The organism is Dictyoglomus sp. SSW (assembly GCF_055181335.1).
Genome location: NZ_CM143705.1, coordinates 1,052,820 through 1,075,050 on the forward strand (window position 1 = coordinate 1,052,820; position 22,231 = coordinate 1,075,050).

Sequence of the window (22,231 nt, forward strand, 5' to 3'; positions counted from 1 at the left end):
AAGAAGGAGGATAGGAAAGATGAGAAACATTGTAGTTGAAAAATTAAATTCATTACCAGTAGAAGAACATGGAGTAGAACTAGTTGAAAGAAAAGGTGTAGGACATCCTGACTCTATATGTGATGCAATCATGGACCAGATATCTGTAAATCTTTCCCAGGAGTATATAAGAAGGGTGGGAAATGTATTACACCATAATATTGATAAAAGTTTATTAGTAGCTGGAGAGGTTGAAAGAAGGCTTGGCATTGGTGGAGAAGTGAAAAAACCAATGCTTTTAGTAATAGGAGACAGAGCGACTTTTGAAGTTGATGGTATTAGAATTCCTGTAGAAGAGATAGCAATAGAAACTGCTAAAGAATGGTTTAGAAAAAACTTGAGATTTGTTGACCCTGATAAACATGTAATATATCAAGTGGAGCTTTATCCTGGCTCTCCAGAGCTTACTGATATTTTCAGAAGAAGAAAAGGTCTTCTTCCAGCTAACGATACTTCAGCTGCTGTAGGATATGCACCTTTAACATCCACTGAAAAAATAGTTTTAGAACTTGAAAGATATCTTAACTCCCCAGAATTTAAGAAAATTCATCCCGAAGTAGGAGAAGACATAAAAATAATGGCGTTTCGTCAAAAAAGAAATTTGCAAATTACTATAGCTATGCCTTTCATCGATAGATATGTTAATAGTGTGCAAGATTATTTTGAGAAAAAGGAAGTAATTAGAGGAATAGTTGAAAAGTTTGTACAAGAGAGAGCTCAAAATTTTGATCAGATAACAATAGATATTAACACATTGGATGATCCTGAAAGAGGCATGGATGGAATGTATATAAGTGTTCTTGGAACTTCTGCTGAAGATGCTGACTCGGGACAAGTGGGAAGAGGAAATAGAGTAAATGGTGTTATTGCACTAAATCGCCCTATGGGAACGGAGGCAGCTGCAGGTAAAAATCCTGTAAGCCATGTAGGAAAAATATACAATATTTTGACTCATAAAATAGCAAATGAAATTTATCAGAATGTTCCTGGTATAAAAGAGGTATATGTATGGCTTTGCAGTCAAATTGGAAGGCCAATTGATCAACCAAAAATTGCTACTGCTCAACTTATTTTAGAAAATGGTGTATCAATTTATGATATATCAAAATCAGTAGAAAACATTATTGATAATGAGCTTGCTAATATCGAAAAATTCTGCAATGAATTAGCAGAAGGGAAGTATTCTGTATGGTAAAAAAAGTCCCGCATTGGGCAGATATAGCAGCATCTGAAATAATTAAGTTAAAAGGTAATAAAAATGTGGTAGCAACTGGTATTACTCCCTCAGGTCCCATCCATCTTGGGAACCTGAGGGAGATTTTAACTGGTGATGCCCTTTCAAGAGCTTTAAGGGATCAAGGTTCAGAAGTAGATTTTATTTATATAGCTGATACATTTGACCCTTTAAGAAAAGTATATCCTTTCTTACCAGAATCTTATGCTGAACATGTAGGAAAGCCCATATCTGAAATTCCTGATCCTGAAGGATGTCATGAGAATTATGCAGAACACTTTTTAGAACCATTTTTAGAAGCAATAAAAGTATTAGGTATTGAACCAAAAGTAATAAAGGCTCACGAAAGTTATAAAAAGGGCTTGTATACTGAGATTATTGACTTAACTTTGGAAAATAATCAAAAAATAAAAGAGATTCTTAATGAAATAGCAGGGAGAAATTTAGAGAAAGATTTTGTTCCTCTCCTTCCAAAATGTGAAAAATGTGGAAGGTTAGCTACTACAAAAATAATTTCCTATGATACTAAAAAACATCAAGTGGAATATCAATGTAAATGCGGTCATCAAGGAGTATCAGATTATAGCAAAGGAGAAGCAAAACTTCCTTGGCGACTTGATTGGCCGGGTAGATGGAAGATTTTTGGAGTTACAGTAGAACCTTTTGGGAAAGATCATGCTACTACAGGTGGTTCTTATGATACAGGAAAGGTCATTACGAAAGAGATATTTGGATATGAGCCTCCTTATCCCTTTGTATATGAATGGATATATCTGAAAGGGAAAGGAGCTATGTCAAGCTCAAAAGGGATAGCTATTTCTATTAATGAAATATTAGAAATCCTCCCCCCTTCATGGGTAAGATATCTCATATTGAGATATAAACCAGATAAGCATATAGATTTTGATCCAGTAAATGGATATATTCTTTTAGCAGAGGATTATGAAAGATTGGAGAGAATTTATTACCGATTAGAAGGTACGGAAGAAGAGTGGGCTGAAATTGCGAGACTTTATGAACTTTCACAGGTAAGAGAGATTCCAAAAGAGATAGGGCCACAAGTACCACTCAGGCATATAATTACATTAACTCAAATATCCTTGGGAAATAATGAACTTCTAAAAGAGATGCTTATAAGAAGCGGTTATGAAAGTGAGCTTAGTAAGTTTGATGAGATATTAAAAAGGATTGAATATGTAAAAAATTGGCTTGAAAAATTTGCACCATCTCAGGTGAAATTTAAATTACAGGAAAAGACACCTGAAATAGTTAAAACCTTTCTTCCTAAGGAAAAGGAATTTTTAAGAATTTTGGCTAATAAAATAAAGGAAAAAGATTGGCAAGGTAATGAACTCCAAAACTTTATATATAACTTAGCGCAAGAACATGGAATAGAAGGAAAAAGAGCTTTTCAGCTTATATATCTTTCTTTTCTCAATCAAACATCAGGGCCAAGAGCTGGTTACTTCTTAATATCTTTGCCGAAAGATTTTGTTGTAAGTAGACTATTGGAAGCAGGAAGTTAGATTTTTAAAAAAGTCCATTAAAAAAAATTACTATAATTTTTTCAAACGGCAGAATGTTTTAATTATTAGGTCTTTTATCACTAATAGGTAAAGATAATTATCTTATATCTTCTTCATTTACAGAGTAGTGGGCATGTCTAACTATATTTTTTGCTACTTTAACGAGTATGTATCTTGCTCCATATAACTTTCTACTTTTCATTGAGGTTTTTCATAGTATTGACAGTCATCATTTAAAATTCCATTTTAATTCATCCTTTGTTTCAACAAAATCTGGATTATGTGCAATATAAACTAAAAGTATACTTGAGTTGAAAAATTCAACAAGTTTGAGAACAATATCTAATCCCTAAGTAATTTTACCTCCTACCTTTAAAAAGTAAAAGTTTGTAAAAAACTATATGGGCAAGTAATACTTCTATTGAATAAAACTTGCGCGTTTCAATGGGAAAAATATAAAACTTTCCACCAAGCAACAAAAAATATTTCTGGAAGATATGAAGATATTATATAAGAATCTTGTAACGGGAGGTGCTGGAGAATTAGTTACAACATTGTGATTTTTACAGGAGTAGTTCAAGGAAACACTATTATAAGGAATATAATGATATTGAGAATATAAGGGGATAGAAGTAATCTCTTATCCCCTTTTTATTTTAGTCCTCTGCTTCCTGGTTTTAATAAGGGAATTCCTGCCTTACAGAGGGGGCATTCTTCAGGTTTATAGGTATCAAGTTTTAATTGAATTAAAGAATAAAGAGGTTTGTCAAAAATATTCTTTCCTCCACTTCTGTCTACAATACAGGCAAAAGAAACTACCTCTCCTCCATTTTCTTTAATTAAATTTGCTACCTCTAACGCAGAACCACCTGTAGTAACTACATCTTCACAGATTAAGACTTTTTCTCCTGGTTTGATACTGAAGCCTCTTCTTAGTGTCATTTTACCTTCTTCTCTTTCTGCAAATATTCCTCTTACGTTTAACGCCCTTGCAAGCTCATAGGCAATTATAATTCCACCGAGAGCAGGACCAACTACTACATCAATCTTTAAGTACTCAGGTATTTTTTCTGCTATTTCTTTTGCGATCTTTTCTGATAAATCAGGATATTGGAGTATGAGGGCACATTGGAGATAATTTGGACTATGGAGACCTGAGGATAATAAAAAATGGCCTTCTAAAAAAGCTCCTTTTGCTTTAAATACATTAAGCCAATCCATATATGAATTTCCTTTCTCTTTTAATTTATTTTAACTATGTTAAAGATACTACACATAATTTATTTAGGTCAAGTGATTTTAGATATGTTTATTTAGGGTAAGTACAAATGTTGTATAGACATACTGCAAGATGTTGTGCTCAAATAGAATATAAAAAAATATGATTTTTTCTCCTTCTAAAGGTCAATTGCTTTTAATTTTTGAAAATTTACTAAATTTGAGTTATAATTTATTTTAAATATATAAATTTTAAATACTTTTTTAGATATTAATGGCATGACGAAAGTGAGGAGGGGTTTTTCTTCTTTAGAAATTTTGATTGTTATAAGTATCTTATTTATTTTAGTTTCTTTAGCATTACCTCTATATTTTAATACCATAGAAGAAGCGAAGAGAGATACCCAGCATAATAATATGCAATTGATAACTAAAGAAATTGAGATTTTTGCTATAAAATATGGAAGATATCCAAATCTCAACGAATTACAAGATCTTTTATCTAAATTTTTCGAATATCCTATTAGTCCTTATAATGATAAGCATTACACCTTTACATCAGATATAACTTATTTCAGAAATGCTTTTAAGAATGATAATTTTAAAAATGCCCACATAATTTTTTATGCTTATGAAGAAAAAGCATATACAATCTTTTACTATCCTCCCAAGTTCTATGTAGGTAATAAAGGAACAAAGAAATTTCATTATCCTTGGTGTTGGACTCTTCCTTCTCCTCAAAATCAAACTTTTTTAAAAACTCGAAATGAAGCTGTAGAGAATGGATATTCGCCTTGTGGAAATTGCTTACCTTAATTTACTTTTACTTTAATCTTTATATGTTTTTCTACAATGCGGACAGAGAATATTTTTCTTATAGATTGATGTTATAATACTTAAAAAAGGAGGGTTTAATAATGAAAATTATTTGGGATAAACCAATAGATGTTAGTTTACTTATAAATGAAAATATGGTTTTTTGGCCTAATGATCCTAAATTTCAAAGGGAATGGGTATCAAAAATATCGGAAGGAAGAAATGCAAATTTATCAAAGATAGTTATGGGTTCTCATACAGGTACTCATATTGATACACCTTATCATTTTCTTGAGGATGGGAAGACTCTTGATAGGATTGATATATATAAATTTTTGGGTTTAGCTAAAGTTTTTTTAATAAAAAATGAAGAGAAAATAATGTTAGATGACATCGTTTCTTTGCCTATTGCAGAAGGTGATATAATCCTTTTTAAAACTAAGAATTCATATCTGTTGAGAGAAAATAAATTTCATGATAATTATGTAGGATTATCTATTGAATCAGCTAAATATTTAGCAAGCAAAAGAATAAAGACGGTGGGAATCGATTATCTATCAATTGGACCAAGAGGAGATGAAGGGAGAGAGGTACATAGGACTCTTTTGAGGGAAGAAATAGGAATAATAGAAGGTTTAAACCTATTAAATGTGAGGGAAGGTCTATATTTTATTGTTTCTCTTCCTTTAAAGATTGAAGGAGGAGAAGGATCACCTGTAAGAGCCGTATTATTTCCTGTAGAAGTATAAAAGGTTTGAAAATGAAAGTAGCAATAGTTCATGATTGGATAGTTAATATAGGAGGGGCTGAAAAAGTATTAAAAGCCATCTTAGAGATTTTCCCTAATGCAGATATTTTTACCTTAGTGTATTCTGAGGAAACCTTGAAAAAACTGAATATAAAAAATAAGGTTTATGCTTCTTTTATAAAATATATGCCATTTGGCGAGAAAAAGTACTCTTTTTATCTTCCACTAATGCCTTTAGCTATAGAGCAATTGGATCTTGGCAAATATGAGTTAGTGATTTCCAGTAGCCATTGTGTGGCAAAAGGAGTAATAACTAAATCGCATCAGACACATGTTTGTTATTGCCATACTCCTATGAGATATATCTGGGATCTTTATTTTCCATATTTGAGAGATCATAAGGTAGATACTGGTATAAAGGGTTTGTTTGTTAAAGTAATTTTCCATTATTTAAGGATGTGGGATGTTTTAAGTTCAAATAGAGTGGATTATTATATTGCAAATTCAAAAAATGTGGCAAAGAGAATAAGGAAAATATATAAAAGAGAGTCCAAAGTTATATATCCTCCCGTAGATATTGATAAATTTACTCCTTCTAAAGATAAGGATGATTATTTTTTGGTTCTGTCACGTTTAGTTCCCTATAAGAAGGTAGATTTAGTGGTGGAAGTATTTAATGAGATAAAGTTACCTCTTGTTGTTATTGGGGATGGAGAGGAAATGTCAAAAATAAAAAAAATTGCTAAAGAAAATATTAGAATTTTAGGTTGGCAAGAAGATCATATTGTTAGGGATTATTTATCCAAAGCTCAAGCCTTAATTTTCCCAGCAGAAGAAGATTTTGGTATTGTTCCTGTCGAGTCTCAAGCAAGTGGAACTCCTGTAATTGCTTATGGAAAAGGAGGAGCTTTAGAGACTGTGATAGAGGGGGAAACTGGTATCTTTTTCTATGAGCAGAATGTGGAGTCTTTAAAGAAAGCTATTTTTAGGTTTATAAATGAAAGAGATAATTTCAAAACTGAAAATATAGTTAAAAATGCATATAGATTTTCAAAAGATAGATTTTTAAAAGAATTTAAAGAGTTTTTGGATGAGATATTAAATAATGCTTAATTTTTGTGATAAAATATTTACCGTTATGAGAAGATTCTGTTATAAGAAATTATTCGTATATTTTCTTATCATATTACTTCTTAGTACCCCCATTTTGGGGTGGGGAGGTAAAACTCATCAAAAGATAGCAAAGGAAGCATTTTATGCTTTGCCAAAGGAGTATCAAAAGAAACTATCACCATATTTTGATGAAATAATAGATGGAAGTACAGCCCCAGATAGAATTTATAGGGATTTTGATAGCCACATTTATCATGTATATGGAAGTAAAGGAAAAGGTTCTGAAAAGGTAAGAGAAAAATATTTAGAAATTATTAGATTAATTCAAGATAAAAAACCTTGGCGACTTATAGCTTTTCAACTGGGAGTTTTATCTCATTATATTGCTGATTTGAATCAACCTCTTCATACAGCAACAAGCAAAACAGAGAATCTCTTTCACAGTAAATATGAGAAAGATGCAGAAGTAATTGAACCTAAAAGACCAAAGTCTTTAAAATATATCTCTTACCCTATGAGTTATATTATAGAAAGAGCAAAAATTGCGTCTAAATATTATAGTGATATTGAAAGAGCTTATTTAAGAGGAAAAGGTTTCTCGGATGTTTCAAAAATTACCCAAAGGCAAATAGATGAAGCAACTTTTGATGTGGCAAGCTATTTTTATAGTGCTCTTGAGAGAGGTACAAGAGGAACTTCATTTATAGATCTTGTCAATGATCTTATAGATTATATAAAGGGTATTTTTTTCAGATTAAAAAGGGAGGTTACTAAATGAGAATAGCGATCATTGGGGGTACAGGTGTATATGATCCTGCCTTTTTGGAAAGTCCTCAAGAGATTATAATTTCTACCCCTTATGGGGATACCAAGATATTAAAGGGTATATATCAAGGAGAGGAAGTAGCTTTTTTAGCAAGACATGGAGCAGGTCATTCAGTTCCACCTCATAGGATAAATTACAAGGCTAACATGTGGGCTCTAAAAAGTCTTGGGGTAGAAAGGATTCTTTCAACTACTGCTGTGGGGAGTCTGAAGATGGATCTTATGCCAGGGGATCTTGTAATACTTGATCAATTTATTGATTTTACAAAGAAAAGAGATTATACATTTTTTAATGGAGATGATGGGAAAGTCTTTCATATAGATTTTACACAACCATATTGTCCAGAATTGAGAGAGATTTTATTTAAAACAGCAAAAGAATTAGGATTGAGAATCCATTATTATGGTACCTATATTTGCACAGAGGGACCTCGTTTTGAAACCCCAGCGGAGATAAAAATGTTTTCTTATTTTGGTGATGTAGTTGGGATGACCAATGTTCCTGAGGTTATATTAGCGAGGGAGCTTGAGATGTGTTATGCTTCGGTCTCCTTAGTAACTAATTATGCTGCAGGTATATCTCCCTCTCCTTTGACTCATCAGGAGGTTTTGGATGTTATGTCTGAGAATATAGAGAAAGTAAGAAAATTATTTGCAAGAGCGATACCTAAGATTCCTAAGGAAAGAAAATGTATATGTAAAGATGCATTAAAGGAGTATAAGGAGAAGGGGATATTATGAATATTATAGAGTGGAAAAATAATGTCCTATATATTCTTGACCAATCTAAACTCCCATTTAAAGAAGATTATATTTTGTGTTTTAAATATCAACAAGTGATTGATGCTATTAAGAAAATGAGAATAAGAGGAGCACCTGCTATTGGGGTTGCTACTGCTTATGGAATTGCTCTTGCTGCAATCAAGTACACAGGTTCCAATATTGTGGATTATTTAAATGAGGTAATGAGTGAATTTGCCATCTCTCGTCCAACTGCTGTAAATTTGTTTTTTGCTATAAATAGAATGGCAAATGTTTTAAATAATAATAAGAATTTATCACCTTCTGATATTAAGATCCTTCTTCTTGAAGAGGCTAAAAGAATAGAGAATGAGGAAAGAGAGAAATCCGAAGCTATATCTAATTATGGTGCTGAAATATTACCTGAAAAGGCAAGAATACTGACACATTGTAATACTGGAAGCTTGGCTACCATAGGTCCTGGGACTGCTCTTGGAGTTATTAAAGAGGCTTGGAAATGGGGAAAGTTAGAGCATGTATATTTTACTGAGACTCGTCCCCTTTTACAGGGAGCAAGACTTACTGGATGGGAACTTTATAAAGAGAAAATTCCTTCTACTTTAATTACTGATAATACGGTGGGTTATGTCATGTCTAAGGGTCTTGTAAATATTGTAATCGTAGGGGCTGATAGAATTACTTTAAGAGGAGATACAGCAAATAAAATTGGTACATACATGATAGCTATTCTTGCCAATTATCATAATATTCCCTTTTATATAGCTGCACCTTTTTCATCATTTGATCTTAGCATTGAAAATGGATCTGATATTCCTATAGAAGAAAGAGATTCTGAAGAAGTCCTTACGTGTATGGGTAAGAAAATTACCTCGGATGAGATAAAGGCTCTAAATCCTGCCTTTGATATAACACCTGCCGAACTTATTACAGGGATAATAACTGATAAGGGTGTTATTTATCCTCCCTTTAAAGAGAAAATTTTAAAAATAAAGGAGGAAATATTCAAATGAGAATTCTTATAGAGAATGTGGATATTCTTCAAGAAGATAGAGTAATATCAAATCAGAATATATTAATAGAAGAAGATAAGATTATGGAAATTTCTGATAAAAAAGATTTTGAAAATATTGATTATAAAATTGATGGGAAAAATAAAATTGCTATGCCAGGACTTGTAAATACACATACTCATCTTGCTATGACTCTTTTTAGGGGTTATGCAGATGATTTACCATTGAAAGAGTGGTTAGAGGAAAAAATATGGCCACAAGAGGCTAAACTTCAAGCTGATGATGTATATTGGGGAAGTTTGTTAGGACTTTGTGAGATGATAAAGTCTGGTACCATTGCTTTTGCAGATATGTATTTTTTTATGGATGAAGTTGCAAAAGCAGTTTCTGAGAGTGGAATAAAAGCCTCTCTTTCAGTCGGAATGATAGGTATTGCTGGGGATGAGGATGAGATTCTAAATAGAGGAGTAGAATTTGCAAGAAATTGGCATAATAAAGAGAATGGAAGGATAAAAGTAATGCTTGCACCTCATGCTCCTTATACCTGTCCACCTTCTTTTTTGGAAAAAGTAATAAATAAAGCTGTTGAGTTAAATGTTGGTATTCATACTCATCTTTCGGAGACAGTATTAGAAGTAGAGAATATTAAAAATATATATGGTTTAACTCCTGTCCGTTTGATGAATAGAATAGGTCTTTTTAATGTGCCAGTTCTTGCTGCTCATTGTGTTTTTGTAGATGATGAAGAGATAGAGATTCTTTCCCAAAAAGGTGTAGGTGTTGCTCATAACCCACAGAGTAATCTTAAACTTGCTTCTGGAATTGCTCCTGTGAAAAGAATGTTGGAGAAAAAAGTTAAGGTAGGTCTTGGTACTGATGGCCCCGCTAGTAATAATAATCTGGATATGTGGGAGGAAATAAGGCTTGTTGCAATATTACATAAAGGATATGAAAGAGACCCAGTAGCAATCCCAGCTAAGGATGCAATAACTATGGCTACAAAAAGTGGTATGGAGATTTTAGGCTGGCATGATTCTGGGGTAATAAAGGAAGGATATAAGGCAGATTTAATCCTTGTAGATATTAACAAACCACATTTTTATCCTCGTCATAATTTCTTATCTCATCTTGTATATTCTGCTGGGGCTTTTGATGTAGATACTGTTATTGTTGATGGTAGAATTTTAATGGAGAAGAGAGAATTGAAAACTCTTGATGAAGAGAAGATTATATATGAGGCTGAGAAAAGAGCTTTTGATTTAATTAAAAAAAATTAGGAGGATGAAGCTATGGCAGCTTCCTGGGTTTACATTGAAGATATTCCTAAGATACAAGAGGGAGAAATTGAAATAAGAGGGTGGTTATTTAATAAAAGATCAAGTGGTAAGGTTGTTTTTCTTATTATTAGAGATGGTACAGGTTATATACAAGGTGTAGCAACTTTGGATAATTTTAATCAAGAAGAGCTTGATTTTTTTGAGAAAATTCCAATTGAGTCATCCATAATTGTGATTGGAGATTTGAAAAAAGAACCAAGGGCTCCTGGTGGTTATGAGTTGATGTTGAAAAAAGTAAATGTGGTTTCCTATTCTGAAGAATATCCAATACAGAAGAAAGATCATTCTATAGATTTTCTTCTTGAAAGAAGACATTTGTGGATTAGATCAAGGAGGCAAAATGCTATTTTAAGAATAAGAAGTGAAGTAGTTAAAGCTATAAGAGATTTTCTTGATAGCAAGGGGTTTGTTTTAGTTGATGCCCCTATATTGACACCCTCCGCTTGTGAAGGAACAACCACATTATTTTCTCTTGATTATTTTGATCTTGGAAAAGCCTATCTTTCACAAAGTGGACAACTTTACATGGAAGCTGCATGCATGGCACTTGGTAAAGTTTATTGTTTTGGTCCAGCATTTAGAGCAGAAAAATCAAAGACAAGACGTCATCTTACAGAATTCTGGATGGTTGAACCAGAGATGGCGTATTGGGATTGGCAAGATAATATGAAATTACAAGAAGACTTGGTTAGTTATATAGTTCAGAGAGTTTTGGAAAAAAGAAAAAGAGAGCTTGAAATATTAGAGAGAGACACAAAACCTCTTGAAAATGTAGTACCACCTTTTCCAAGAATTACTTATAGAGAGGCTATAGAAATTCTTAAAAATAATGGTTTAAATGTGGAATATGGAGATGACTTTGGTGGTGATGAGGAGACAATAATTTCAAATCAATTTGATAAACCAGTATTTATTCATCATTATCCTGCTAAGATAAAACCATTTTATATGCAACCAGATCCATATAATCCCGATGAAGTTTTAAATAATGACCTTTTAGCTCCTGAAGGATACGGAGAAATTATTGGTGGAAGTCAGAGAATACATGATCTAAAATTATTAGAAGAGAAAATTAAAGAATATAATTTACCAAAGGGAGCTTTTGAATGGTATATAGATTTGAGGAGATATGGAAGTGTGCCTCATTCAGGTTTTGGACTTGGTATAGAAAGAACAGTAGCATGGATATGCGGTTTAAAACATGTAAGAGAAGCAATTCCATTCCCGAGGATGATATATAGAATTTATCCTTAGTTTGAAAATATACGGAGTTGACATTAAGCTAAAAATTTAGTTATACTTTTCAATACTTAGAACAGGGATGTTCTTTAGAGAATGTCCCTGTTTTTTTATAAATATACTTTAGGGAGGTGAAGAAATGAAGCGTTTTACAAAACTTTTCCTAATCTCTATGGTTTCAATTTTTCTTTTGGTAATACCCTTACAAGCAGCAGGAACAATAAGAATAGGAGCTATATTCCCAATTACTGGTCCATTGGCTACTTTTGGTACATCCTGCGCAAATGGAGCAAAAATGGCCATTGAAGAGGTTAATTTAAGAGGAGGAGTATTAGGAAGTAAGATTGAACTTCTAATTGAAGATGACCAGTACAAACCAGAAGAGGCAGCAAACGCTGCTAAAAAGCTTATTGAGAGAGATAAGGTTGTGGCTCTTATAGCAGAAGTAACAAGCTCTGTTACTTTAGTAGTAGCTCCTATTGCTCAACAATCTAAAATAGTACTTCTGACACCAACCGCAACAAATCCAAAAGTAACACAAGTAGGAGATTATATCTTTAGAGCATGCTTTATAGATGATTTCCAAGGGGAAGTAATGGCAAATTTTGTTTATAAAAATTTAAAATTAAAGACTGCAGCCATACTTACCGCTGTGACAAGTGACTATAGTAAAGGACTTGCCCAATTCTTTAAACAGAAATTTACCGCTCTTGGTGGTAAGATAGTGGCTGAAGAGTCATATTCTGAGGGAGACTCTGATTTTAGAGCTCAACTGACTAAAATCAAATCAGCAAAACCAGATTTTGTATATGTACCAGGATATTATGCCGATGTAGGGCCTATCCTTCTTCAAGCAAGAGAGCTTGGAATAACTGTTCCATTTGGTGGCGGAGATGGTTGGGATTCTCCTGTACTTCTTCAAACAGCAGGAAAAGCTGCTGAAGGATGTTTCTTCAGCAACCACTATAGTCCTGATTCAAAGGAAGTTGTAGTTCAAACCTTTGTAAAGAATTATCAAAAGAAGTATGGAACAACACCAGATGCTTTAGCTGCTCTTGCTTATGATGCAGCCAAACTATTGGTAGATGCTATTAAGAGAGCTGGTAGTACAGATTCTTCAAAGATAAGAGATGCTCTTGCAGCCACAAAGGGATTCAGAGGAGTGACAGGAGTAATAACTTTTGATGCAAATAGAAATCCAGTAAAAAGTGCAGTTATAATTGAGATTAAAGATGGAAAACAAGTTTATAGGACTACAGTGAAGCCATAACAAGTTTTTAATATAAGGGAGGTAGATTTATCTACCTCCCTTCTTGTATAATATAAAGGTTTTATCTTTAAAATGGAGCGTGGATAGATGGTTGATATATTACAGCAAATAATAAATGGAATATCCTTAGGTAGTATATACGCCTTAATTGCTTTAGGCTATACCATGGTATATGGTATATTAAGACTTATTAATTTTGCTCATGGAGACATATTTATGGTAGGAGCATTTATAGGTTATTTTGCTTTAGGTTCTTGGAATTTACCTTTTGCTTTAGGGCTTGTTGTAGCAATGATCGGTGCAAGTGTCATAGGTATGCTTATAGAAAGATTTGCTTATAGACCCTTAAGAATAGCTCCAAGGATCTCATTATTGATAACAGCTATAGGTGTTTCGTTTCTTTTAGAGAATTTGATGGTACTTATAGTAGGTGCGTCACCCCGATCTTTTCCCCAAAGTATTCCTGTAGATATATACAATATAGGTGGTCTTATTTTGACTAATCGTCAAATTATAATTTTATTAATATCTATTCTTCTTATGATACTCCTCCAATTTATTGTTATGAGAACAAAGATAGGGAAAGCAATGAGGGCTGTTTCTCAAGATAAAGAGATGGCGTTGATGCTTGGGATTAATATTGATAGTGTTATATCATTTACTTTTGCTCTTGGATCTGCTTTAGCAGCTGCAGGTGGCGTACTTGTAGGGCTATATTTTAATAAAATAGAACCTTATATGGGAGTTATGCCAGGTTTAAAAGCTTTTGTGGCAGCTGTTTTAGGGGGTATTGGAATAATACCAGGAGCTATGCTTGGTGGGTTTATTTTAGGTATTGCGGAAGTTTTAGTTTCTGCCTTTATATCATCTACTGTTAGAGATGCTGTTGCTTTTATAATTCTTATAATAATTCTTTTAGTTAGACCTTCAGGACTTTTAGGAAAATATATGAGGGAAAAGGTGTGATGAGAAGAAATCTTTTGACCTTATCAACTTTAATATTAATATTATTTCTTTCTGTATTAAGTAAGAATTTGGATCCTTATATATATCAAATTTTAGTATTTTTTGGGATAAATTCTATTCTTGCAGTAAGTTTAAATTTGATAAATGGTTTTACAGGACAATTCTCAATTGGGCATGCAGGGTTTATGGCAGCAGGAGGATATTTTAGTGCAGCCCTAAGTATCTATCAGGGAGAGAAACTATTAAATATGTTAAGTTTTCTTCCAAGAGATTTGGCTCAAGGTGTTATATTTTTAGCTTTTCTTATTATTGGAGGTTTGTTTGCTGCCCTGTTAGGACTAATGATAGGTATTCCTACTTTAAGACTTAAAGGGGATTATCTTGCCATAGCCACTTTAGGTTTTGGTGAAATCATCAGGGTTGCAATTTTAAATTTAGATGTGGTAGGAGGACCAAGAGGTTTTCCTGGTATACCAAAGCTAACCGATATAACTTGGGTTGCTCTTTGGGCTTTTATAGCTGTTGTGGTTATATACAGGGTCATAAATTCTTCTCATGGTAGGGCAATAATATCTATAAGAGAAGATGAAACTGCTTCTGAAAGCATGGGAATAAATACTACTTATTATAAAGTACTTGCCTTTTCTATAGGTGCCTTTTTTGCTGGAATCGCAGGAGGACTTTTTGCCCATTACTTAATGATGTTACATCCTAGTAGTTTTACTTTTATGAGATCTGTGGAAATATTACTCATGATTGTACTTGGAGGACTTGGAAGTATAACGGGATCTATTTTTGGAGCCTTTGTTTTAACTGTTCTTCCAGAGGTATTAAGGGGTTTTGCACACTTAAGATTAATTATTTATTCTTTAACTCTGATAATAATGATGCTTGTAAGACCTTCAGGACTTATGGGTAATAGAGAGATTTCCTTTTACAGATTATATAAATTCTTGAGAAGGAAAGGGATAGGCTAATGGCTATCTTAGAAGTGAAAAATCTATCTTGTGCCTTTGGGGGACTGATGGCAGTTTCAGATCTTTCTTTTGAAGTAGAAAAAAATGAGATTTTAGGAATAATTGGTCCTAATGGGGCTGGAAAAACGACTGTTTTTAATCTAATGACTGGTTTTTATCTACCTATTAAAGGAAGTATTATATTTAATGGAAAAAATTTATTAGGTATGAAACCCTATCAAATAACAAAGCTTGGAATAGCAAGAACATTTCAAAATCCAAGGTTATTTAAAAAACTAACAGTTTTAGAAAATGTGATGATAGCTATGCACAAAGTTTATAATGCATCCTTGTTTGATACATTAATTTCTAATCGTAAGTATATTCAACAAGAAAGTATTCAGAGGGACAAGGCTGAAGAATACTTAGATTTCTTCGGACTTTACAAAAGAAAAGATGAAATTGCAGAAAATCTTCCTTATGGAGAGCAGAGGAAACTTGAAATAGCAAGAGCAATGGCCACCGAGCCTTCCCTTTTACTTTTAGATGAACCTGCAGCTGGTATGAATCTAAATGAGTCTCTTGAGCTTGTAAATTTGATATCTACTATAAGAGAGAGATTCAATCTTACCATCTTACTTATTGAACATCATATGGAAGTAGTTATGAATATATGTGAGAGAATAATTGTATTGGATTTTGGTATGAAAATTGCAGAAGGAAAACCTGAAGAAGTTAAAAATAACCCAAGAGTTATTGAGGCATATTTGGGTAAGGAGGTAAAAGGTGTTATCCATTAAAGATCTGCATGTTTATTATGGTGGTATAAAAGCCTTACAAGGTATAAATCTTGATGTTAAAGAAGGAGAAGTAGTTGCTCTTATTGGAGCCAATGGTGCAGGTAAAACAACTACCCTTCGTTCTATATTTAGATTAACTCCAATAGTAAAAGGTGATATTTATTTTTACGAAATAAACCTTACCAAATTACCATCATATAAGATTGCTTCCCTTGGAATTGCACATGTTCCTGAGGGGAGAAGAGTATTTCCTAACATGACTGTAAAAGAGAATTTAGAAATGGGTGCTTATCTTGTTAAAGATAAAAAGGTAGTAGAAAAAAATTTAGAATTTGTGTATAATCTTTTTCCTCGTCTTAGAGAAAGACAAAAACAATTAGCTGGAACATTAAGTGGTGGAGAGCAACAAATGCTTGCCATAGGTAGAGCTTTAATGTCTAATGCGAGACTTCTTTTACTTGATGAGCCTTCTATGGGACTTGCTCCCTTACTTGTTCAAGAGATTTTTTCTGTATTAAAAAAGATAAATGAAGAAAAAATAACTCTCCTTCTTGTAGAACAAAATGCCAATATGGCTTTTTCCATTGCCCATAGGGTATATGTTATGGAAACAGGAAAAATTGTCCTTTCAGGTCCGACAGAGGAGATTGCTAATAATGAGGCCGTTAAGAAGGCCTACTTAGGAGGTTGATTTATTATGCTTGTTAGAATGCGAATGACCAAAAATCCTATAAGTGTATCTCCTGATACGTCTATTTTGGAAGCATGGAAGATAATGCAAGAATCCCAAGTAAGAAGATTACTTGTTATGGAAAAAGGAAAGCTTGTAGGTATTGTAACGGAAAGAGATTTAAGGTCTGTATCACCATCTCAAGCTACATCTTTAAGTATTTTTGAAATCAATTATCTTTTAGAAAAATTAAAAGTAAAAGATGCAATGACTTCCAATCCTATAACAGTAGATGCAGATGCTCCTATTGAGGAGGCTGCTTTAATCATGAGAGATAATAAGATAAGTGCTTTACCTGTTATAGAAAATGGAGAAGTTATTGGAATAATAACAGAAAGTGATATTTTTAAGGCTTTTATAGAGATGCTTGGAGATGGTAAAAAAGGTTTGAGATATACATTAAGAATAAAAAATACTCCTGGAGAAATAGCAAAAATTGTAAATCTTATTGCTGAAAAGGGAATAAATATTATGAGTATGGCTACCTTTCCAAGTGATTCTGAGGATTATGGTTTTTTAGTGCTCAGACTAGAGACAGAAGATCTTGCTTTGGTGAATGAGATATTTAGAAAGAATAATATTCCTGTTGAACATATAAGAAAAATTTAAAAAAAATATTAACATCTTTTGTAAATCTTGTGAAACATTCCTTGCTATAGTATAATTACGTGGATAAATTTCAAGGTAGAAAAGGAGGTAGCTATGAAAGTACTTGTTTTAAACTGTGGAAGTTCATCAGTGAAGTATCAGATTTTTGATATGAAGGATGAGAGTGTATTAGCAAAGGGGCTTGCTGAAAGGATAGGCCTTGATGGTTCAAGGATTGTATATCAAAGAGGCTTAGAATCTAAAAAAATTTATGAGGTACCTTTACCCACTCATAAGAAAGCAATAGAAGAGATATTTAAGTTGTTGGTAGATAAAAACGATGGAATATTGAGTTCTCTTAATGATATTGATGCTGTAGGACATAGGGTTGTACATGGTGGAGAAAGCTTTTTTGAGGCTACCTTAGTGACCCCAGAAACTTATAAGAAATTAAAGGAATGTGAAAATTTGGCTCCTCTTCATAATCCCTATAATATACAAGGTGTTGAAGCCTGTATGTCTTTAATACCAGAAGCCCCACAAGTTTTAGTATTTGATACTGCCTTTCATCAAACCATGCCAAAAGAAGCATACATTTATGCCCTTCCTTATGAATGGTATGAGAAATACAAGATTAGAAGATATGGTTTTCATGGTACTTCCCATTATTATGTCTCAAGAAGAGTTGCTCAATTAACTGGAAAACCATTGGAAGAATTAAAAATTATTTCTTGCCATCTTGGAAATGGAGCAAGTATTACAGCCATTAAAAATGGTAAATCAATAGATACTAGTATGGGATATACACCGTTAGAAGGACTGGTTATGGGGACAAGATGTGGTGATATTGATCCTGCGATCCCACTTATTATGATGGAAAAGGAAAATTTATCTCCAAAAGAAATGGATAACATTCTTAATAAGAAAAGTGGTATTTTAGGTATTTCCGGAGTAAGTAGTGATTTTAGAGATGTAGGAGAAGCTGCTGAAAAAGGTAATGAAAGAGCCTTGTTGGCTTTAAAGGTTTTTGCTTATAGAATTAAAAAATATATTGGTGCCTATTACGCTATATTAGGTGGACTCGATGTTTTGATATTCACTGCTGGTGTTGGTGAAAGAGGACCATTAGAGAGAAGTTTAATATGTGAGGGTTTAGAACATCTTGGTGTAAAGATTGATCCAGAGAAAAATAAAGTAAAAGGTGAAGAATTAAAGATAAGTACTCCCGATTCAAAGGTTGAGGTATGGGTAATACCAACTAATGAAGAGTTAATGATTGCAAGAGAAACAGTTAAAATTGTAGGGAATAAATAAAAAGAAGGTGATATTGTGGAAATTTATCTTGCTGATTTACATTCTGAGGTAGGAAAGGAGTTTATTTACGAGGAAGATTTTATTCCTCATTACGAAGATTTGCTTTTTTTAGAACCTGTTCATATAAGATTAAAGCTTATAAATTTAGGTAAAGAAGTATTAGTAAAAGGTAATATTAAGACAAAATTAAGTCTTGTATGCAGTAGATGTTTGAAAGATTTTCCTTATAATTTGGAAGCTAAGATTCAGGAAATATATTTATGGGATATTCCTATACAAAGAAACATAAGCCCTGGAGATATTATTGAGTTAAAAGATGAAGATTTTAAATTTGTACTTGAAAAAGAGAGTCTCTTTCTAGATCCTCTTCTTGAGGATAGTATAAGATTAAATATACCTGTAAAACCACTCTGCCGTCCCGATTGTAAAGGATTATGTCCTGTATGTGGGAAGGACCTTAATTTAGGTGAGTGTGAATGTTCAAAAGAAAGTAAGTTTGATCCAAGATGGGAGCCACTTAAAAAGTTTTTAGATAAAAAGGGAGGGAAATAGCAATGGGTCTTCCTAAGAAAAAACTATCTACTACAAGAAGAGATCGTAGATGGGTGAGGTATAAACTAAGTGGTGTTGCGTTAGTAGAATGTTCTCACTGTCATAAAATGATAAGACCTCATAGAATATGTCCATTTTGCGGTTATTATGAGGGTAGGGAAGTATTAAAGGTAAAGGAAGAGAAAGAAGAATAATATAAGGAGATTTAAAATGGGTGTAGGGATAATAGGGATTGGGACGGTAGTTCCCCCAAAAGTTTTAACGAATTATGATTTGGAGAAGATGGTAGATACTTCTGATGAATGGATTACTACACGTACAGGAATAAAAGAGAGACATATAGCTGATAGTAATGTAAATCCATCAGATCTTGGAGCAGAAGCTGCACTAAAAGCCTTGAAAATGGCTAAAGTAGAACCTGAGGAAATAGATCTTATTATTGTTACATCTGCTTCTTTAGAAATGATTTTTCCGTCTATGGCTGCAGTTATACAAAATAAAATTGGGGCAAAAAATGCAGGTGGTTTTGATTTACTTAGTGCTTGTACTGGTTTTGTATCTTCTTTAATTACAGGCGCCCAATTTATTAGATCAGGAGATGTTAAAACAGTTTTAGTTATAGGAACAGAAGTTCTTTCAAGATTTGTTGATTGGGAAGATAGAAATACTTGCGTTCTTTTTGGAGATGGTGCAGGAGCTGTTGTATTAAGAGAAGTAGGTGATGGTTATGGTTTACTCTCTTGGGATCTTAAATTAGATGGATCGGGAGCTGATTTGTTAGCAATTCCTGGAGGATGTGCAAAGAATCCATGTTCTGAAGAGGTATTAAAGAATAAGCTTCATTATATTAAAATGAATGGAAGAGAAGTTTTTAAATTTTCAGTAAAAGTTTTAGGTGAAACAACAGAAGAATCTCTAAAAAAGGCAGGACTAACCCCTGCTGATTTAGATTGGCTTATTCCACACCAAGCAAATATCAGGATTATTGAAACAGGAGCAGAGAGATTGGGTATTCCTATTGACAAAGTCGCTATTAACATACATAAATATGGTAATACTTCTACAGCTTCCATACCACTTGCTCTTGAAGAGCTTGTTTTAGAAGGTAAGATAAAAGACGGAGATATTTTGGCTTTAGTTGGTTTTGGAGCTGGACTTTCTTGGGGCTCTGCTGTATTAAGATGGAAGAATATTGAAAGTTAAAATGAAGTGTGAGGGGTTTAACCTATGAAGATATGTTTTGTCTTTCCAGGACAGGGATCTCAGTATGTGGGTATGTTTAGCCCATTTTTAGAGAAGTCTGAATATGAGTATTACTTTCAAGTTATGGAAGAGATTTTAGGTAAGGATTTTATTGATAAGGTTCAAAATGGTCCAGAAGAGGTTTTAAAGGATACGAGAATATCTCAACCAGCTATTTTTTCTGTAAGTGCTATGTTATCAGATTTTTTGAAAAAAGAAGGTTTTTGGGCAGAATATGGAATAGGGCATAGCTTGGGAGAATATTCTGCTTTTTATTATGCAGAGGTTTATAATTTTGAGGATGGTCTGAATCTAATTAAAAAGAGATCTGAAGTAATGAGTGAAGTGGCAGAAAAGGTTAAAGGTGGAATGTGGGCTATTCTTGGTGGAGATTTGGAGGAGATAGAAAATAGCGTAAAAGAATCTCAAAAAGAGGGTTTGAATATCTTTATTGCTAACTATAATTCTCCTGGACAAATTGTTCTTTCTGGAGAAAAAGAAGCTTTTGATTTATGGTATCAAAAGATGAAAGATAAGATAAAAAGGGTCGTACCTTTATCTGTTAGTGGTCCTTTTCATTCTCCTTTAATGAAAGAAGCTGAAGAGATTTTTAAGGATTATTTAAGTAATTTTAATTTTAAAAAACCCAAATATAATGTGCTTAGTAGTACTACATGTGATTTTGTAGAAAATAATGTTAAGGATATACTTATAAAACAATTTACAGGGTCAGTAAGATGGGTTGAAGCAATAAATAATATATATAACTTAGGAATAGATTGTTTTGTAGAGGTTGGTCCGGGAAAGGTGCTTCAAGGATTGATAAAAAAAATAATTCCAGAGGTCAAAGTTATAGGAATAGAAAAATCAGAAGATTTAGAAACTTTAAGGGGGGAACTGGGATGTTAAAGGATAAAGTTGCAGTTGTAACTGGTGGGGGTAGAGGGATTGGTAGAGCTATAGTTCTTGCTCTTGGAAGAGAGGGAATTAAAGTCCTCATCAATTATAGAGGTAAAAAAGAATCAGCATTGGAAACCTTAGAGGAATTGAAAAAGTTAGGTGGGGAGGGAGAAATTTATCAGGCTGACGTAAGTGTAGAGGAAGAAGTTGAAAAGATGTTCAATTTTGTTATTGAAAAATGGGGAAAATTGGATATATTAGTCAATAATGCAGGAATTACTAAAGATAATCTTCTAATAAGAATGAAAAGTGAAGAATGGGATCAAGTAATAAATACGAATTTAAGAGGTGTATTTCTTTGTACAAAATCTGCATTAAAGATTATGTTGAAACAAAGAAGTGGTAGAATTATTAATATTTCATCAGTGGTAGGACTGAAGGGTAATATTGGACAAGCTAATTATGCCTCAGCTAAGGCTGGTATTATAGGCTTTACAAAGGCTGTAGCAAGAGAGGTAGCATCAAGGGGTATTACAGTAAATGCAATTGCTCCTGGCTTTATAAAAACTGAAATGACAGATGTTCTTTCTGAAGAAATGAAAAAGAAAGTTTTAGATGAAATTCCCTTAGGCAGATTTGGAGATCCTGAAGATGTGGCAAATGCTGTAAAATTTTTGGTTTCAGACGAGGCTTCCTATATTACAGGAATAGTTCTTAATGTAGACGGAGGATTAGCAATCTAAAAAGGTGATATATAATTTCTCAAGAGGAAGGAGGTGAACTGTAAAATGGATGAGGCTACCATCTTTGAAAAAGTCAAAAAAATAATTGTAGATCAACTTAGAGTAGATGAGAATCTTGTTACTATGGATTCAAATATTCAAGAGGACTTAGGTGCGGATTCTTTGGATGCTGTAGAACTAATCATGGCATTAGAAGAAGAGTTTGGTATTGATGTTCAAGATGAGGAGGCAGAAAAATTTAAAACTGTAGGAGATGTGGTAAGGTATATTGAGAAAAGATTATAAGTATGGTAGAAAGGGTAC

General features: G+C 33.1%; 24 protein-coding genes. 23 read left to right on the top strand and 1 reads right to left on the bottom strand.

Annotation, left to right across the window (positions count from 1 at the left end; translation table 11 throughout):
• The first annotated feature begins 19 nt into the window (after positions 1-19).
• Complete coding sequence (locus ACY3JM_RS04945; protein WP_463082300.1) at positions 20-1,234, top strand: methionine adenosyltransferase; 1,215 nt, start codon at positions 20-22, stop codon at positions 1,232-1,234.
• Positions 1,228-2,799, top strand: a complete 1,572-nt coding sequence (gene lysS, locus ACY3JM_RS04950; protein WP_463082299.1) for a lysine--tRNA ligase — start codon at positions 1,228-1,230, stop codon at positions 2,797-2,799. Before ACY3JM_RS04945 ends, lysS begins: the two co-directional genes overlap by 7 nt.
• Before the next feature lie 651 nt (positions 2,800-3,450).
• Here lysS and pyrE read toward each other — a convergent pair.
• Complete coding sequence (pyrE, locus tag ACY3JM_RS04955; RefSeq protein ID WP_463082298.1) at positions 3,451-4,020, bottom strand: orotate phosphoribosyltransferase; 570 nt, start codon at positions 4,018-4,020, stop codon at positions 3,451-3,453.
• A gap of 276 nt (positions 4,021-4,296) precedes the next feature.
• Here pyrE and ACY3JM_RS04960 point away from each other — a divergent pair, with 276 nt between their 5' ends.
• The 21 genes from ACY3JM_RS04960 (at position 4,297) to acpP (ending at position 22,213) form a co-directional block, all read left to right on the top strand.
• On the top strand, positions 4,297-4,833 hold the full coding sequence (locus ACY3JM_RS04960; RefSeq protein ID WP_463082297.1) for a type II secretion system protein: 537 nt from the start codon (positions 4,297-4,299) through the stop codon (positions 4,831-4,833).
• A 101-nt stretch (positions 4,834-4,934) separates the two neighbouring features.
• Entirely contained in the window at positions 4,935-5,582 is a 648-nt protein-coding gene (locus tag ACY3JM_RS04965) for a cyclase family protein (protein WP_463082296.1), read from the top strand.
• A gap of 11 nt (positions 5,583-5,593) precedes the next feature.
• Complete coding sequence (locus ACY3JM_RS04970) at positions 5,594-6,694, top strand: glycosyltransferase family 4 protein (protein ID WP_463091066.1); 1,101 nt, start codon at positions 5,594-5,596, stop codon at positions 6,692-6,694.
• A 25-nt stretch (positions 6,695-6,719) separates the two neighbouring features.
• Positions 6,720-7,472: a zinc dependent phospholipase C family protein gene (locus ACY3JM_RS04975; RefSeq protein ID WP_463111095.1), complete on the top strand. Its 753-nt coding sequence runs from the start codon at positions 6,720-6,722 to the stop codon at positions 7,470-7,472.
• Positions 7,469-8,260, top strand: coding sequence for an S-methyl-5'-thioadenosine phosphorylase (mtnP, locus tag ACY3JM_RS04980; RefSeq protein WP_463082293.1), 792 nt, complete (start codon positions 7,469-7,471; stop codon positions 8,258-8,260). The genes ACY3JM_RS04975 and mtnP overlap by 4 nt, the downstream gene beginning before the upstream one ends.
• Complete coding sequence (gene mtnA, locus ACY3JM_RS04985; protein ID WP_463082292.1) at positions 8,257-9,291, top strand: S-methyl-5-thioribose-1-phosphate isomerase; 1,035 nt, start codon at positions 8,257-8,259, stop codon at positions 9,289-9,291. The genes mtnP and mtnA overlap by 4 nt, the downstream gene beginning before the upstream one ends.
• Positions 9,288-10,568 carry an amidohydrolase gene (locus ACY3JM_RS04990; protein WP_463082291.1) on the top strand — a complete coding sequence of 427 codons (1,281 nt, stop codon included), beginning with the start codon at positions 9,288-9,290 and terminating at the stop codon, positions 10,566-10,568. The genes mtnA and ACY3JM_RS04990 overlap by 4 nt, the downstream gene beginning before the upstream one ends.
• 12 nt (positions 10,569-10,580) lie before the next feature.
• Positions 10,581-11,882 (top strand): asparagine--tRNA ligase, encoded by a 1,302-nt coding sequence (asnS, locus tag ACY3JM_RS04995; RefSeq protein WP_463082290.1) that lies wholly within the window; start codon positions 10,581-10,583, stop codon positions 11,880-11,882.
• 124 nt (positions 11,883-12,006) lie between these two features.
• Entirely contained in the window at positions 12,007-13,137 is a 1,131-nt protein-coding gene (locus tag ACY3JM_RS05000) for an ABC transporter substrate-binding protein (RefSeq protein WP_463082289.1), read from the top strand.
• An 87-nt stretch (positions 13,138-13,224) separates the two neighbouring features.
• Positions 13,225-14,103, top strand: a complete 879-nt coding sequence (locus ACY3JM_RS05005) for a branched-chain amino acid ABC transporter permease (RefSeq protein ID WP_463082288.1) — start codon at positions 13,225-13,227, stop codon at positions 14,101-14,103.
• A complete protein-coding gene (locus ACY3JM_RS05010; RefSeq protein ID WP_463082287.1) occupies positions 14,103-15,080 on the top strand; it encodes a branched-chain amino acid ABC transporter permease in 978 nt (325 codons plus the stop codon). Before ACY3JM_RS05005 ends, ACY3JM_RS05010 begins: the two co-directional genes overlap by 1 nt.
• Positions 15,080-15,859, top strand: coding sequence for an ABC transporter ATP-binding protein (locus ACY3JM_RS05015; protein ID WP_463082286.1), 780 nt, complete (start codon positions 15,080-15,082; stop codon positions 15,857-15,859). The genes ACY3JM_RS05010 and ACY3JM_RS05015 overlap by 1 nt, the downstream gene beginning before the upstream one ends.
• On the top strand, positions 15,846-16,550 hold the full coding sequence (locus tag ACY3JM_RS05020) for an ABC transporter ATP-binding protein (RefSeq protein WP_463082285.1): 705 nt from the start codon (positions 15,846-15,848) through the stop codon (positions 16,548-16,550). Before ACY3JM_RS05015 ends, ACY3JM_RS05020 begins: the two co-directional genes overlap by 14 nt.
• A gap of 6 nt (positions 16,551-16,556) precedes the next feature.
• Positions 16,557-17,198, top strand: coding sequence for a CBS and ACT domain-containing protein (locus ACY3JM_RS05025; protein WP_463082284.1), 642 nt, complete (start codon positions 16,557-16,559; stop codon positions 17,196-17,198).
• Positions 17,199-17,291: 93 nt separating this feature from the next.
• Positions 17,292-18,491, top strand: coding sequence for an acetate/propionate family kinase (locus ACY3JM_RS05030; RefSeq protein WP_463082283.1), 1,200 nt, complete (start codon positions 17,292-17,294; stop codon positions 18,489-18,491).
• Between the two features lie 15 nt (positions 18,492-18,506).
• The gene (locus tag ACY3JM_RS05035; RefSeq protein WP_463111096.1) at positions 18,507-19,043 is read left to right on the top strand and encodes a YceD family protein; all 537 of its coding nucleotides are present in this window, start codon (positions 18,507-18,509) and stop codon (positions 19,041-19,043) included.
• Between the two features lie 2 nt (positions 19,044-19,045).
• Positions 19,046-19,237, top strand: coding sequence for a 50S ribosomal protein L32 (rpmF, locus tag ACY3JM_RS05040; RefSeq protein ID WP_463091080.1), 192 nt, complete (start codon positions 19,046-19,048; stop codon positions 19,235-19,237).
• A gap of 16 nt (positions 19,238-19,253) precedes the next feature.
• The gene (locus tag ACY3JM_RS05045; RefSeq protein WP_463082280.1) at positions 19,254-20,246 is read left to right on the top strand and encodes a beta-ketoacyl-ACP synthase III; all 993 of its coding nucleotides are present in this window, start codon (positions 19,254-19,256) and stop codon (positions 20,244-20,246) included.
• A gap of 24 nt (positions 20,247-20,270) precedes the next feature.
• Positions 20,271-21,194, top strand: coding sequence for an ACP S-malonyltransferase (gene fabD / locus ACY3JM_RS05050; RefSeq protein WP_463082279.1), 924 nt, complete (start codon positions 20,271-20,273; stop codon positions 21,192-21,194).
• Entirely contained in the window at positions 21,188-21,928 is a 741-nt protein-coding gene (fabG, locus tag ACY3JM_RS05055) for a 3-oxoacyl-[acyl-carrier-protein] reductase (RefSeq protein ID WP_463111097.1), read from the top strand. The genes fabD and fabG overlap by 7 nt, the downstream gene beginning before the upstream one ends.
• Before the next feature lie 45 nt (positions 21,929-21,973).
• The gene (gene acpP / locus ACY3JM_RS05060) at positions 21,974-22,213 is read left to right on the top strand and encodes an acyl carrier protein (protein ID WP_148805450.1); all 240 of its coding nucleotides are present in this window, start codon (positions 21,974-21,976) and stop codon (positions 22,211-22,213) included.
• Positions 22,214-22,231: the final 18 nt, after the last annotated feature.

What these genes read in the sequence shown, in the direction of transcription:
- acpP (WP_148805450.1), top strand. Translation starts at nt 21,974, where the DNA reads ATGGATGAGGCTACCATCTTTGAAAAAGTCAAAAAAATAATTGTAGAT.
- ACY3JM_RS04965 (WP_463082296.1), top strand. Translation starts at nt 4,935, where the DNA reads ATGAAAATTATTTGGGATAAACCAATAGATGTTAGTTTACTTATAAAT.
- mtnA (WP_463082292.1), top strand. Translation starts at nt 8,257, where the DNA reads ATGAATATTATAGAGTGGAAAAATAATGTCCTATATATTCTTGACCAA.
- ACY3JM_RS04975 (WP_463111095.1), top strand. Translation starts at nt 6,720, where the DNA reads ATGAGAAGATTCTGTTATAAGAAATTATTCGTATATTTTCTTATCATA.
- ACY3JM_RS05010 (WP_463082287.1), top strand. Translation starts at nt 14,103, where the DNA reads ATGAGAAGAAATCTTTTGACCTTATCAACTTTAATATTAATATTATTT.
- ACY3JM_RS05000 (WP_463082289.1), top strand. Translation starts at nt 12,007, where the DNA reads ATGAAGCGTTTTACAAAACTTTTCCTAATCTCTATGGTTTCAATTTTT.
- ACY3JM_RS05025 (WP_463082284.1), top strand. Translation starts at nt 16,557, where the DNA reads ATGCTTGTTAGAATGCGAATGACCAAAAATCCTATAAGTGTATCTCCT.
- lysS (WP_463082299.1), top strand. Translation starts at nt 1,228, where the DNA reads ATGGTAAAAAAAGTCCCGCATTGGGCAGATATAGCAGCATCTGAAATA.
- asnS (WP_463082290.1), top strand. Translation starts at nt 10,581, where the DNA reads ATGGCAGCTTCCTGGGTTTACATTGAAGATATTCCTAAGATACAAGAG.
- ACY3JM_RS05015 (WP_463082286.1), top strand. Translation starts at nt 15,080, where the DNA reads ATGGCTATCTTAGAAGTGAAAAATCTATCTTGTGCCTTTGGGGGACTG.
- ACY3JM_RS04945 (WP_463082300.1), top strand. Translation starts at nt 20, where the DNA reads ATGAGAAACATTGTAGTTGAAAAATTAAATTCATTACCAGTAGAAGAA.
- ACY3JM_RS04970 (WP_463091066.1), top strand. Translation starts at nt 5,594, where the DNA reads ATGAAAGTAGCAATAGTTCATGATTGGATAGTTAATATAGGAGGGGCT.
- ACY3JM_RS05045 (WP_463082280.1), top strand. Translation starts at nt 19,254, where the DNA reads ATGGGTGTAGGGATAATAGGGATTGGGACGGTAGTTCCCCCAAAAGTT.
- rpmF (WP_463091080.1), top strand. Translation starts at nt 19,046, where the DNA reads ATGGGTCTTCCTAAGAAAAAACTATCTACTACAAGAAGAGATCGTAGA.
- ACY3JM_RS05005 (WP_463082288.1), top strand. Translation starts at nt 13,225, where the DNA reads ATGGTTGATATATTACAGCAAATAATAAATGGAATATCCTTAGGTAGT.
- ACY3JM_RS04960 (WP_463082297.1), top strand. Translation starts at nt 4,297, where the DNA reads ATGACGAAAGTGAGGAGGGGTTTTTCTTCTTTAGAAATTTTGATTGTT.
- fabD (WP_463082279.1), top strand. Translation starts at nt 20,271, where the DNA reads ATGAAGATATGTTTTGTCTTTCCAGGACAGGGATCTCAGTATGTGGGT.
- ACY3JM_RS05030 (WP_463082283.1), top strand. Translation starts at nt 17,292, where the DNA reads ATGAAAGTACTTGTTTTAAACTGTGGAAGTTCATCAGTGAAGTATCAG.
- ACY3JM_RS04990 (WP_463082291.1), top strand. Translation starts at nt 9,288, where the DNA reads ATGAGAATTCTTATAGAGAATGTGGATATTCTTCAAGAAGATAGAGTA.
- pyrE (WP_463082298.1), bottom strand. Translation starts at nt 4,020, where the DNA reads ATGGATTGGCTTAATGTATTTAAAGCAAAAGGAGCTTTTTTAGAAGGC.
- mtnP (WP_463082293.1), top strand. Translation starts at nt 7,469, where the DNA reads ATGAGAATAGCGATCATTGGGGGTACAGGTGTATATGATCCTGCCTTT.
- fabG (WP_463111097.1), top strand. Translation starts at nt 21,188, where the DNA reads ATGTTAAAGGATAAAGTTGCAGTTGTAACTGGTGGGGGTAGAGGGATT.